Raw genomic sequence first — 12,967 nt, forward strand, 5'->3', positions numbered from 1 at the left:
ATGAGAAAGGGCGCCGTAAGGCGCCCTTTCTCATTGACGAGGCAGGTCGTTGAACGCCTACAGGAGCTTTGCCAGCGGCTGGCCCAACTGCACGGGGCTTTCGGCCTTCAAAGAAGGATCAAACTCCGCTACGCCCGGCGGCAGCAGCACGATCACCGTGGAGCCATAGTTGAAGCGCGCCATCTCGGCGAAGCGCTCCAGCGTGATGCCCTTGCCGCGCCAATCCTTGCGGGTGATGCGGTCGCCATAGGCGGGGATTTCCTCGCCACTCCACACCGTCTCCACGCCGCTGACCAGCAGCGCGCCGACCATCACCTGCACCATCGGCCCGAAGTCGGTATCGAAATGGCAGACCAGGCGTTCGTTGCGGGCGAACAGGCCCGGCACGTTGGCCACCGCATCGGTGCCAACGCTGAAAAGGCGGCCGGGTACATGCACGGTTTCGCGCAGGGTACCGGTCCAGGCCATGTGCACGCGGTGGTAATCACGCGGAGACAGATAGACCGTTGCGAACAGGCCGTTGTTGAACGGCTCGGCGTCGGCGACATCGCCCAGCAGCTCGGCGGCGGTGAACGACTGGCCCTTGGCCTGGAAGATGCGGCCATCGGCAATCGGCCCGAGCTGGCTGATGCGGCCGTCGGCGGGCATGGTCAGCGTGCGCGGATCGGCTGCGGCCACGCGTGCACCCGTCTTCAGGGCGCGAGTGAAGAACGCATTGAAGCTGGGGTAGCTGCGCGGGTCCGGGTTGGCCGCTTCGGCCAGATTGACGTTGAACTTCGCGCTTACCGTGTCGATCAGCCAGCGCGAGATCCGCGGGTTTTGCGAATAGGCCAGTGAGCGCGCCATGGAGGACAGCAGGCGGTGGGGCAGGACGTAGCTGAGCGTTGTTACCAGACTCATGGTGCGGTGTTCTCGGTGAGCTTGATCAGGTCGCTGGCGATGGCCTGCGGGTTGAATGGGGGGCGCATCAGCCCGGCCAGGCGGCCCTGCGGATCGAGCACGGCAATGCTGGCTGAGTGATCCATGCTGTAGTCGCCCGGATTCTCTTCAAAATGTTTGCCCGGCACCTTCTGGAACAGCATGCCCAGCGAGGTGGCAAAGCGCTCCAGTGACGGCACGTCGGCGGTCGCGGCAATCGTGTCCTTGTGGAAGGCGTGGGCGTATTCGCCCAGCCGTGCCGGGGTATCGCGCTCCGGGTCCACTGACACGAACACCACCCGTGGCCGCAGGCTGTCGGGGATGGACTGCCACTGTTTCTGGGCCTGCGCCAGCTCGGTCAACGTGGTCGGGCAGACGTCCGGGCAGGAGGTGAAGCCCAGAAACACGAGGGTCCAATGGCCGCGCAACTCGCCGGGGATCAGGCGGGTGCCGTCGGACTGGGCCAGATCGAACTCCGGCAACGTACGTGGCGTTCCGTAGAAGATGATCGAGCTGCTGTCGCGGGTGCCTTGGCTGGTGGGGCCAAACACCTTTTGGGCCAAGACCAGGCCGAGGCCGGCGGCCAGGGCGATGGCGAGGATGATGCCGGTATTGCGGTTGAACATGGGCCGTTGCTTCCGTTCAAGAGGGTGCCGCCGCAGGCGCTGGGCCGCTGGCGGAGCACGCGAGTGTAGGGGATTGACGGCTTCCGCCGCCGCGCGGGGACGCGGTTTTGGCAGTCGATTCGGTGCCGGTTGGCGGCTATCGCCGAAGTTTCCGCTGCAACTGGGCGCTCAATATACCGGGCAGGCGCCTATAATCGCAGACCATTCAAGTATTTCCGTATGCCATGACTGCTCAAGCGGCCGCTGAACTTCACACGATCATCGATCTGATCCGTTACGGCGCCAGCCGTTTCAATGCCGCGGGCCTGACCTTCGGCCACAGCTACGACAACGCCCTGGACGAATCCACCCAGCTGGTGTTGTACAGCCTGCATTTGCCACCGGACCTCGGCCCGGCCTATGGCAGTGCGCGCGTGCTGCTGGAAGAACGCGAGCGCGTGCTGGCCTTGTTCGAGCGCCGCATCAGCGAGCGCCTGCCGGCCGCTTATCTGACCGGTGAGGCGTGGTTTGCAGGGCTCAGCTTCAAGAGCGATGCCCGCGCACTGGTGCCGCGTTCGCCGATTGCCGAGCTGATCCTCAACGGATTTGAGCCGTGGCTGGCGGGCCGCGATGTCGCCCGCGCGCTGGACCTGTGCACCGGTTCGGGCTGCATCGCCATCGCCATGGGCCATTACTACCCCAACTGGCAGGTAGACGGCAGCGACGTCAATGACGCCGCGCTGTCGTTGGCGGTCGAGAACAAGGAGCGGCTGCTTGCCCACAACGTTGAACTGGTCAAGAGCGATCTGTTCAATGGCTTGCAGGGCCGTGTGTATGAGCTGATCGTCACCAATCCGCCGTACGTCACCAATGACGAGACCGACGCGCTGCCGCAGGAGTACTCGCACGAGCCGGACCTGGCGCTGCGTGCCGGCGACGATGGCCTGGACCTGGTGCTGAAGATTTTGCGCGATGCGCCGAACCATCTGACCGAAGAAGGCCTCCTGATCTGCGAAGTGGGCGAATCCGAACAGCACCTGATCAAGCTGCTGCCGGAAGTCGACTTTGCCTGGATCGAGTTCAAGGTTGGGCAGATGGGCATCTTCGCGGTGGAAGCCAGCGAACTGCGTGCTCACCATGCGCGGATTGCCGAGTTGGCAGCGGCGCGGGCGTAAGAGTCTTGCTGGCAGGAGCATTGTCCGCTTCTGCCAGCATCCCCGCGAAGGCGGGGGGCTCTGGCCTCGGCTCCATCTGCCTGGCATGAGGTGAGGCGAGGGCAATGACATGAAAAAGACCGATTCCCGCCTGCGCGGGTAGTCAGCAATAGAGCAACGGTGACAAAGCCATTGCAGCAGATGCGGTGAACGCGGCAAAGCAAACGCAAAACAGCGAGAGCAAAACAGCAACGTGAATACATTCGGACAACTTTTTCGTGTCACTACCTTTGGCGAATCCCACGGGCCGGCCATCGGCTGTGTGATAGATGGTTGTCCCCCGGGGCTGGAAATCACGCCAGAAGAATTCGCGCATGACCTGCAGCGTCGCGCCACCGGCAAGAGTCGCCATACCTCGGCACGGCGTGAGGCGGACGAAGTTGAGATCCTGTCCGGCGTGTATGAGGGCAAGACCACCGGTACGCCGATTGCGCTGCTGATTCGCAATACCGACCAGCGCAGCAAGGATTACAGCAACATCGCGCAACAGTTCCGTCCGGGCCATGCTGATTACAGCTATTGGCAGAAGTACGGCATCCGCGATCCGCGTGGTGGTGGCCGTTCTTCGGCGCGCGAAACCACCATGCGCGTGGCCGCCGGCGTCATCGCCAAGAAGTGGCTGCAGCAGCGCTACGGCGTGACCGTGCGCGGTTACCTATCTCAGCTGGGCGAAATCACTCCGCTCGGCTTCGACTGGAGCGCGGTCGAGGAAAACCCTTTCTTCTGGCCCGATGCCGCACAGGTGCCGGCGCTGGAGGCGTACATGGATGCGCTGCGCAAATCCGGAGACTCGGTTGGTGCGCGCGTGAGTGTGGTCGCCGATGGCGTGCCGCCGGGATGGGGTGAGCCTATCTACGGTAAGCTTGATGGTGATATCGCCGCTGCGCTGATGAGCATCAATGCGGTCAAGGGTGTGGAAATCGGCGACGGTTTCGCCAGTGCCTCGCAGAAGGGCACCGAGCACCGTGATCTGATTTCTCCGCAGGGTTTCCAGTCCAACCATGCCGGCGGCATCTTGGGGGGTATTTCCACCGGGCAGCAGGTTGTTGCGTCGATGGTGCTCAAGCCCACCTCCAGCCTGCGTCTGCCGGGTGCAACGGTAGATACGTCTGGCAACGCCGTCGATGTCATCACCACCGGCCGCCACGACCCGTGCGTGGGCATCCGCGCCACGCCTATCGCCGAAGCAATGTTGGCGATGGTGCTGGTGGATCAGGCGCTGCGTCACCGTGCGCAATGTGGCGATGTTGGCGAAATGGCACCACGCATCCCCGGTAATCTCGATGGCTGATCAGCGGCCGCGTGTCTGGGTTTCGCAGCCATTGTTCGACGACACCGTCGCGCAGCTGGCAGCGTACTGCGACGTGGTTGCCACGGATGATGTCAGCGCGCACGACGGTGCCGCGATTGCTGCGCATCTGGCGGAGGTGGATGGTGCGCTGGTTACGCTCAACGACCGTATTGGCGCGGCTGAAATTGCTGCCGCCTCACAGTTGAAGGTTATCGCCAATGTCGGCGTTGGTTACAACAATCTCGACGTTCCGGCGTTGAGTGCAGCAGGCATCATCGCTACCAACACACCCGATGTCCTCACTGAAACCACCGCCGACCTTGGCTTCTCGCTGCTGATGGCAGCGGCACGGCGCATTGTTGAATCCGACCGCTGGCTGCGAGAAGGCAACTGGGGCCAGTGGTCGTTCACCACCATGCTCGGTGCCGATCTGCATGGCAGCACGCTGGGCATTCTCGGCATGGGCCGGATCGGTCAGGCCATTGCGCGCCGCGGTCACCACGGCTTCGGCATGAAGGTGCTGTATCACAACCGTTCGCGGTTGCCGCAGGGCTTGGAGCAGGAAGTCGGCGCAGATTATGTCGGCTTCGATGAACTGCTGTCGCGCGTCGATCATCTGGTACTGGTGCTGCCGTACACCGCGCAGAACCACCACATCATCAATGCCGCCGCGCTGGCGAAGATGAAGCCCACGGCCACGCTGGTGAACATCGCCCGTGGTGGCATCGTCGATGAGCTGGCACTGGTTGATGCACTGGCCAATGGCCGGTTGGCGTCAGCCGGGCTGGATGTTTACGAGAACGAACCGGTCGTGCGCCCGGAGCTGCTGGCTCTGCGCAATATCGTGCTGACCCCGCATATCGGCAGTGCATCGCTGGCCACGCGCCGGGCGATGGTGCAGGTGGCGGTGGACAACCTGCTGGCCGGGTTGGGCCTGGGGCCGGACGCCGGCCGTCCTGGCAATGCAATCAATACCGACCTGCTGACCAGCGGCAACGCCCGCAGCGCTACTGCCGGCGGCAAAATCGACAGCAAAAAACGGTAGGGAGCCTCCGTGGCTGTCCGCCGGAGGTTCCCCGAACCTGGCTCGACGTGTGTCCCCCCAATCCTTTACGAGTGCACCCCATGAGCAATGAAGCCCGTCGTTTCCACGTAGCCGTTGTTGGCGCCACTGGCGCTGTCGGCCAGACCATGTTGTCGATCCTGGCTGAGCGCAATTTCCCGATCAGCAAGTTGACCCTGCTCGCTTCGGAGCGTTCGGCCGGTCAGAAGGTCGATTTCGAAGGCGAGAAGATCACCATCCAGGACCTGGCCACGTTTGACCCATCAGGCGTCGAGATCGCGCTGTTCTCGGCAGGTGGTGGCATTTCCAAGGAGTTCGCGCCCAAGTTCGCCGCTGCCGGCGCCGTGGTGATCGACAACTCCTCCACCTTTCGCTACGACGACGACGTGCCGCTGGTGGTGTCCGAGGTCAACCCGGAAGCGGCGAAGAACCGCCCGCGCGGCATCATCGCGAACCCGAACTGCTCGACCATGCAGCTGATGCCGGTGCTGGCACCGATCCACCGCGAGTACGGCATCGAGCGCATCAACATCGCCACGTATCAGTCGGTGTCCGGCGCCGGCCAGAGCGGCATGGAAGAGCTGGGCAAGCAGACCGCGCAGCTGCTGGGCTTCCAGGAGATCGAGCCGACCAAGTTCCCGGTGCAGATTGCCTTCAACCTGATTCCACACATTGATGAGTTCCTCGACAACGGCTTCACCAAGGAAGAAATGAAGCTGGTGTGGGAAACCCGCAAGATCCTTGGTGACGACACCATCCTGGTGAACCCGACCGCCGTGCGTGTGCCGGTGTTCTACGGTCACTCCGAGGCGGTCAACATCGAGACCAAAAAGAAGATCACCACCGAGCAGGCGCGCGAGCTGTTGGCTGCAGCGCCGGGGGTGAAGGTGGTGGACGAGCGCAAGGCCGGCGGTTACCCGACCCCGGTTACTCATGCCTCGGGCACCGACCCGGTCTACGTGGGCCGCATCCGTGAGGACATCTCGCACCCGCGTGGTCTCAACATGTGGGTGGTGGCTGACAACATCCGCAAGGGCGCCGCACTCAACGCGGTGCAGGTGGCCGAACTGGTCGCCAACGGCGGCTGAGGTGGCAGACAACGCCGGCGCAATGCCGGCGTTGTTACGAGAGTACGAACAGCGCGGTACTAGAAAGGCGGTACAGCCGTTATATTTGCCGGCATGAAACTTCCGGGCAAAGGCGCGATGCGCTCCATACAAGGCGTGATGGTTCTCATCCTGGCGCTGTTCAGTAGCGCTGCGATGGCCTTGGGGCTAGGCAACATCCGTGTGTTGTCCAAGCCCGGTCAGCCTTTGGTGGCCGAGATCCCCGTCATTACCAGCGACTCGAGCGAGTTGGACAACGCCCGCGCAACGCTGGCCGCACCGGCCACGTTCGAGCGTGTCGGTCTGCCGCCGCCGGATGGGCTGGTGAGCGAACTGCAGTTCCAGTTTGCGCAGGACCGTGAAGGCCGTGCGGTCATCCGCGTGACCAGCGCCACCCCGGTGCAGGTGCCGTCGGTGGGTTTCCTGATCGAAGTGGACTGGGGGCAGGGCCGTCTGGTCCGTGAGTACTCGGCACTGGTTGCCGCGCCGGAAACCGCCACAGCGGTTGCCGAGCCGGTGATCGAAGCCCCCGCTGCCGCGCCGTCCGACCTGATCGTCCGCGAGCCGGAGCCGCTTCCGCAGGCACCGGCAGCATTGCCGCAACCGGTTGCCGTGCCGACGCCAGCACCTCTAACACCGTCTGCTCCCGTCCAGGCAGCAAGGCCGCCAATGGCACCTGTGTCGCGCCCAGCGGGTGAGTTGGCGCCGGTGCAGCGCGGGCAGAGCCTGTCGCAGATTGCCGGCGCGCTTACCCGCGAGAACGGCTACTCGTTGAACCAGAACATGGTCGCGCTGATGCGCGCCAACCCGGAGGCGTTCATTCGCGGGAACGTCAATCTGCTCAAGCAGGGCGCGGTGCTGCGTACGCCGGCCGAGGAAGAGCTGGCACGGGTGAATGCCGCAGAAGCCCGCACCATCGTGCGCGAGCAGACCGCGCAATGGCGGCAGGCGCGTGCCCCGATCCCGCAGCCGGCCATTGCCGATGCGGCGGTGGTGGCACGGCCGGCTACCAACAATCATGCCGCCGCAGCGCCGAGTGGTGCGCGGTTGGAGATCGCCCCGGCTGTCGCCGGTGGTCAACAGACTGCAGGAATGACGACCGGACTCGATGCCGGCGGCGAGGGTGACATGCTGGCGAACGAACAACTGCAACAGGCGCGGGAAGACCTCGCCACGCGCGATGTGGAAATGCAGGAGCTGCGTGACCGCGTCGCCGAGTTGGAGAAGCTGCAGAAGCAGCAGCAGTCGTTGATCGCGATGAAGGATTCGGATCTGGCTGCTGCCCAGCAGCGTCTGGCCGAGAGTAACAAGCAGGACGCTGCGGCTTCACTGGGCTGGTTGTGGCTGGGCCTGGCGCTGCTGGTACTGGCTGTCGTGGCCTGGGCGCTGTCGCGTCGTCGCAAGCCATCGCCGTTGAAGACCGCCTCGCGTGAGGGCTTCAATGCCGACACGCTTGCCGCTGCCTTGCCGGCAGGCGCCGTTGCGTTCGACCATGGCAATGACGGCGCGCGCGACGCCGATCTCGAAGCATCGGCTGCCTTCGCTACAGATGCACGGAAGGACGAGGGTGAGGATGTCGTGACACTGCCGCCGCACGATGCAGACATGCCGCTCTGGGCAAAGCCCGAAGCAGCGGTTGCCGGTGAACCATTGCCGCCTGTCGAAAGCAAGCCGGCTTTGATGTTTGAAGCCTCGCGTGGATACGCCCGCCCGCAGGAGCTGCCCTCGGTTTCCGAACCGGCTGCCGCAGATGAAGCACGCTGGTTGGCCGGTGATATGGCTGCAGTCGCGCCGTTGAATCCGGCCCCGGCGGGCCGTGAACGGCTGGAGCTGGCCATTGCCTATTTGGATCTGGGTGATGCGGAAACCGCGCGCACGCTGCTCAATGAGGTTGCGCTCGGTAGCGATCCGCTGGCGCGAACCGAAGCGCTTGAACTGTTGAATCGACTGGGTTGAGGGGCCTGTGATGAAGCGCGAACGTGGTATTGATTATGTGGAATTTGCGTCGCGCGACCCGGCTGCCAGCCGCCGTTTTTTCGAGCAGGTGTTTGGATGGACGTTCGAGGACTACGGCCCGGATTACACCGCCTTTGACGATGGCCTGCTACAGGGTGGCTTCTTCCGCGCAACGCCGGTGACATCCGAAACGGGTGCGGCTTTGTTGGTGCTCTATGCCGCGCAGCTGGCGCCGGTGCAGGCAGCGGTGGAAGCCCATGGCGGCACCCTCGCAAAAGCGATTTTCACCTTCCCCGGAGGCCGTCGCTTCCAGTTCATCGAGCCCGGTGGCAATGAGCTGGCTGTGTGGTCCGAGCGCGACAGCGACTGAGTGACCTGCCGTGTTCTACGGCGCCCGAAAACAAGAGGTTTGAAGATGCGTTACGCGCTGGGCGTGGAATATGACGGCAGCGAGTTCAAGGGCTGGCAGCAGCTCGGTGAAAGCGGCTGCGTGAGTGTGCAGGCAACCCTGCAGGAGGCGTTGTCGTCGGTAGCCAATGCGCCGATCAGTGTGGTCTGTGCAGGCCGCACCGATGCCGGCGTGCATGGCGAATGCCAGGTAGTGCACTTCGACAGTGACGTGGAGCGCTCGCCGCGCAGCTGGGTGCTGGGCACCACTACGCGCTTGCCGCCTTCGATCTGCGTGCGCTGGTGTGTGCCGGCCGCCGATGAGTTCCATGCGCGGTTCTCGGCAAAGGCGCGGCGTTATCGCTACCGTCTGTTGAACCGGCAGGTGCGCCCGGCGCTGTACCGGCAGACGCTGAGCTGGGAGCGTCGCCCGTTGGATGCCGATGCCATGCATCGTGCGGCGCAGGCCCTGCTGGGTGAGAACGATTTTGGTGCCTTCCGCAGTTCGCAATGCCAGGCACTGCATGCACGCCGTGAGCTGCAGGCGATCTCAGTAAGCCGCCAGGGCGAAGTGGTCGAAGTGCAGGTGCAAGCCAATGCGTTCCTGCACCACATGGTGCGCAACATCGTCGGCTCGCTGCTGATGGTGGGGTCTGGCGAGAAGCCGGAGGCGTGGGTTGGTGAACTACTGGCCGGGCGCGACCGTAATCTGGCCGGGCCCACTGCGCCACCGCAGGGCTTGGTGTTTGTCGGGCCGCTGTATCCTGATGTTTGGCAATTGCCGGCGGAGGTAACGCTATGAGCCGTACCTTGTTCCGTACCCGCATCAAGTTCTGTGGCATGACCCGCGCCGGCGATATCCGCCTGGCCACTGAGCTGGGTGTGGACGCCATTGGCTTCATCTTTGCCAAGGGCAGCGTGCGCCGAGTGGCACCGTCCGAAGCACGGGCGATGCGCCAGGCCATTGCGCCGATGGTCGATGTAGTGGCGCTGTTCCAGCACAACAACCGCGAGGAAATTCGCGAAGTATTGCGTGCAGTACGGCCGACATTGCTGCAGTTTCACGGCGACGAGGATGATGCGTTCTGCCGCAGCTTCAACATGCCGTACCTGAAGGCCATTGCCATGGGGGGCGGCGCTGAAGTCACCGTGCGCGGTCTTCAGCAGATGTACCCGCATGCGGCCGGTTTTCTATTCGACAGTCATGCGCAGGGTGGCAGTGGTGGAACCGGGGTGGCCTTTGACTGGTCACGGATCCCGGCCGGTGTGCATCGCCCGTACCTGCTGGCCGGGGGCATTCGTCCGGAAAATGTGCATGACGCCATCCTTGCCACCCAGCCTTGGGGCGTGGATGTCTCCAGTGGCATCGAGTCGGCGCCGGGTCTCAAGGACGGTTACAAGATGCGCCAGTTCGTCGAGGAAGTGCGTCGTGCCGATGCCGCCGCTGACGAAACTGAATCCGCAGGCTGACATCACAAACTCGCCATGCCGCTTGGCAACTCTGCCACGGGAACACGCCTGCGTAGAGGCAATCCCTTATGATGTGGCAAGGGCGAATGCACGGATGCCTGCGGGAACTGCCCGCGTCTTTCCTTGAAGGAAGGGAGCGGGCCGCACGGTAGCCGAGTGCCACAGGGAAAGGGTACATGGCGGAATTTCTGGACGTAGTACTGTCATATCCGACGCTGCCGTACAGCGTCGTGCTTTGCTTTGCGGTGATTTACTGGACGCTGGCGGCGACCGGCATCGTTGATGAAGGCGGCATTGGCAGCGGCGATGGTGCCGATTTTCATTCCGCTGATGGCGGTGCTACTGGCCTGGCGGCGATGTTCGCGCGCCTGGGCCTCGGCGGCGCACCCACCATGCTGGTGGTGCTGTTGCTTGCTTTCTTCGGTTGGACGATCACGTATCTGGTCCAGCTTTTCTTTCTTCAGTCATTGCCCACGCCGTTGCGATGGGGCATCGGCACCGCTGTGGCCATCGCTGCGTTGATTCCCGGCGCGGTGGTTTCCTCGTGGGTGCTGCGACCGATCCGCCGGCTGCTGATGAAGCTCCGCCCGGTGGAGCAGGAATCCATACTCGGCAAGGCCGGGTTGGTGACTTCACCGGATGTCACCGCCGAACGCGGCTATGCGCAGTTCGATGATGGCGGTGCAGGTTTGATCCTGCAGGTGCGCAGCCGTGATGGCCGTCGCTACATGCGCGGCGACCAGGTACGCCTGGTCGACTATCTGCGCGAACACAATCACTACCTGGTAGTCGGCGATGCCGAACTGCCAGCGTTGGACGTTTCCATTCCTCAAGTTTCAGGCGACAAGGAGATCCACTGATGAGTCTAGCTGCTCTGGCCCCGTTCGTTATCGGCGTAGGCATCCTGCTGGTGTTTTTCCTGGGGCTGGCAGGCCTGTTCAAGGCGTTCTACAAAAAGGTTGACCAGGGCACCGCCCTGATCGTTAACGACATGAGCTCGATGCCCAAGGTGCATTTCACCGGCGCGTTGATCATCCCGGTGCTGTACCGCGCCGAGCACATGCGCATCAGCCTGATCACCCTGCAGGTGGATCGTCGTGGCAAGGAAGGTTTGATCTGTCGCGACAACATGCGTGCCGACATCACCGTGGCGTTCTACCTGCGCGTGAACGAAACGCAGGCCGACGTGCTGCGCGTGGCCAAAGCCATTGGTGCTGATCGTGCATCGGACAAGAACGCAGTGGACGAACTGTTCAATGCCAAATTCTCCGAAGCGCTGAAGACGGTCGGCAAGAAGTTCGACTTCACTCAGCTGTTCGAGAAACGCCAGGAATTCCGCGACGAAATCATCGCGGTGATCGGCAACGACTTGAACGGCTATGCGTTGGAAGACGTGGCCATTGATTACCTGGAGCAGACGCCGAAGTCGCTGCTGGACCCGAGCAATATTCTCGACGCTGAAGGCATCCGCAAGATCACCGAGCTGACCGCCGCGCAGAACGTAATTACCAATGACCTGGCGCAGAACGAGCGTCTGGCCATCACCAAGAAGAACGTGGAAGCCAAGGAAGCCACGCTTGCGCTGGAGCGCCAGCAGGCAGAGGCCGAGGCACGGCAGAAGCGCGAGGTCGACACCATTCGCGCACGCGAACAAGCTGAAACGTTGAAAGTGCAGGAAGAACAGCGTCAGCTCTCGGAAAACGCCCGCATCGAAGCGCAGCAGCTGATCGATATCCGTGAGCAGAACCGCATGCGCGAAGTGGAAGTGGCCGAGCAGAACCGCCAGCGTGCCGTTGCCATCGAGGTTGAGCGCGTGACCCGTGCCCGTCAGCTGGAGCAGGTCACTACCGACCGTGAAGTGCAGTTGCAGGGCGTGGAGCGCGACAAGGTGGTTGAGCAGGGCAAGATGGATGTGGCCAACATCACCCGCGAACGCATCTCCATCGACAAGACCGTGGCGCAGGAAGAAGAGCGCATCAAGGAAGTGCGCCAGGTGTCCGAGGCTGATCGCTTGAAGCAGGTCACCATCCTTGAAGCCGAGGCAAAGGCACAGGAATCGCTGCTCAAGCAGGTCAAGGAAGCCGAGGCCAGTGAAGCTGCTGCCAAGCACAAGGCAGTGGAAATCACCACGCTGGCGCAGGCGGAATTTGATGCAGCCGGTAAGCAGGCAGAGGCCAAGAAGGCACTGGCTGACGGCGTCCGCGCCGAACGCGCTGCGCCGGGTCTGGCTGATGCGCAGGTCAAGGAAGCAGGTGCGCTGGCCATCGAGAAGGTCGGCATTGCCGAGGCGCGCGTGGTTGATGCCATGGCCGATGCCAACTTCAAGCAGGGCAGTGCGGAAGTCAGGGTGCTGGCTGAGCAACTGGCCGCGCAAGCGCTGGGCGAAGAGCAGATGGGCCGTGCCAAGGCAACGGCGACCGAGACGCAGGGCCTGGCCGAAGCCTCGGTGATCGAGAAGAAGCTGTCCGCTGAGGCCGAAGGCCTGACCCGCAAGTTCCTGGCGATTGATTCGCTGGGCGACACCGCACGCGGTCATGAAGAGTTCCGCATGACGCTCGAAACGAGCCTGAAGCAGGCCATGGCGACACTGGATGCCGGCAAGGAAGTATCCAAGGAGAATGCCGAGATCGTCGCCAGTGCGTTGCGCAGTGCCGATATCGATTTGGTCGGCGGCGACGGCGGTATGTTCGAGAATCTGGTCAAGGCGGTGTCGCTGGGGCGGTCCATTGAAGGCCTTACAGACAAGAGCCCGATCGTGCAGGACCTGATGCAGCGCTACCTCGGGGTGGACATGGCTGCGCGCGGTAAGCCGGTCAAGCAGATCGCTAGTGACGTTTCGGCCACCGAGCCGGATGCAGGCTGAGTGAGCACGCGCCTGGGCAGTGCATCGCCTGGGCGCGCAATCGAGAGCGCCGGGTATGGTCCCGGTGCTGGCGTGGATGATGGCGCTCGCTCTG

The 12,967-nt window shown here is 63.2% G+C and carries 12 protein-coding genes; 10 read left to right on the plus strand and 2 right to left on the minus strand.

All coding sequences use genetic code 11. The features are described 5' to 3' along the window. Nucleotides 1-57 precede the first annotated feature (57 nt). Together asd and PAN08_RS10925 are read right to left on the minus strand one after the other, a co-directional pair. A complete protein-coding gene (asd, locus tag PAN08_RS10920) occupies nucleotides 58-900 on the minus strand; it encodes an archaetidylserine decarboxylase (protein WP_269791538.1) in 843 nt (280 codons plus the stop codon). Beyond that, nucleotides 897-1,544 carry an SCO family protein gene (locus PAN08_RS10925; RefSeq protein ID WP_269791539.1) on the minus strand — a complete coding sequence of 216 codons (648 nt, stop codon included), beginning with the start codon at nucleotides 1,542-1,544 and terminating at the stop codon, nucleotides 897-899. Before PAN08_RS10925 ends, asd begins: the two co-directional genes overlap by 4 nt. Nucleotides 1,545-1,768: 224 nt before the next feature. Between PAN08_RS10925 and prmB the strand changes: the two genes are divergently transcribed. From prmB to PAN08_RS10975, 10 genes are all read left to right on the plus strand, one after another. Further along, nucleotides 1,769-2,698, plus strand: coding sequence for a 50S ribosomal protein L3 N(5)-glutamine methyltransferase (prmB, locus tag PAN08_RS10930; protein ID WP_269791540.1), 930 nt, complete (start codon nucleotides 1,769-1,771; stop codon nucleotides 2,696-2,698). A gap of 232 nt (nucleotides 2,699-2,930) precedes the next feature. Beyond that, nucleotides 2,931-4,028, plus strand: a complete 1,098-nt coding sequence (aroC, locus tag PAN08_RS10935) for a chorismate synthase (RefSeq protein ID WP_269791541.1) — start codon at nucleotides 2,931-2,933, stop codon at nucleotides 4,026-4,028. Then, nucleotides 4,021-5,073 carry a D-glycerate dehydrogenase gene (locus tag PAN08_RS10940; protein WP_269791542.1) on the plus strand — a complete coding sequence of 351 codons (1,053 nt, stop codon included), beginning with the start codon at nucleotides 4,021-4,023 and terminating at the stop codon, nucleotides 5,071-5,073. Before aroC ends, PAN08_RS10940 begins: the two co-directional genes overlap by 8 nt. An 80-nt stretch (nucleotides 5,074-5,153) precedes the next feature. Beyond that, complete coding sequence (locus tag PAN08_RS10945; protein WP_269791543.1) at nucleotides 5,154-6,179, plus strand: aspartate-semialdehyde dehydrogenase; 1,026 nt, start codon at nucleotides 5,154-5,156, stop codon at nucleotides 6,177-6,179. A 138-nt stretch (nucleotides 6,180-6,317) separates the two neighbouring features. After that, nucleotides 6,318-8,153 carry a FimV/HubP family polar landmark protein gene (locus PAN08_RS10950; RefSeq protein WP_269791544.1) on the plus strand — a complete coding sequence of 612 codons (1,836 nt, stop codon included), beginning with the start codon at nucleotides 6,318-6,320 and terminating at the stop codon, nucleotides 8,151-8,153. 10 nt (nucleotides 8,154-8,163) lie between these two features. Then, nucleotides 8,164-8,523: a VOC family protein gene (locus PAN08_RS10955; protein WP_269791545.1), complete on the plus strand. Its 360-nt coding sequence runs from the start codon at nucleotides 8,164-8,166 to the stop codon at nucleotides 8,521-8,523. A 45-nt stretch (nucleotides 8,524-8,568) separates the two neighbouring features. Further along, on the plus strand, nucleotides 8,569-9,342 hold the full coding sequence (gene truA / locus PAN08_RS10960) for a tRNA pseudouridine(38-40) synthase TruA (protein WP_269791546.1): 774 nt from the start codon (nucleotides 8,569-8,571) through the stop codon (nucleotides 9,340-9,342). Continuing rightward, complete coding sequence (locus PAN08_RS10965) at nucleotides 9,339-10,010, plus strand: phosphoribosylanthranilate isomerase (RefSeq protein ID WP_269791547.1); 672 nt, start codon at nucleotides 9,339-9,341, stop codon at nucleotides 10,008-10,010. Before truA ends, PAN08_RS10965 begins: the two co-directional genes overlap by 4 nt. Before the next feature lie 176 nt (nucleotides 10,011-10,186). Next, nucleotides 10,187-10,870, plus strand: a complete 684-nt coding sequence (locus tag PAN08_RS10970; RefSeq protein ID WP_269791548.1) for a hypothetical protein — start codon at nucleotides 10,187-10,189, stop codon at nucleotides 10,868-10,870. Beyond that, a complete protein-coding gene (locus tag PAN08_RS10975) occupies nucleotides 10,870-12,873 on the plus strand; it encodes a hypothetical protein (RefSeq protein WP_269791549.1) in 2,004 nt (667 codons plus the stop codon). Before PAN08_RS10970 ends, PAN08_RS10975 begins: the two co-directional genes overlap by 1 nt. The last annotated feature ends 94 nt before the right edge of the window (nucleotides 12,874-12,967 follow it).

It is taken from the genome of Stenotrophomonas sp. Iso1, assembly GCF_027497995.1.
GTDB lineage: Bacteria > Pseudomonadota > Gammaproteobacteria > Xanthomonadales > Xanthomonadaceae > Stenotrophomonas.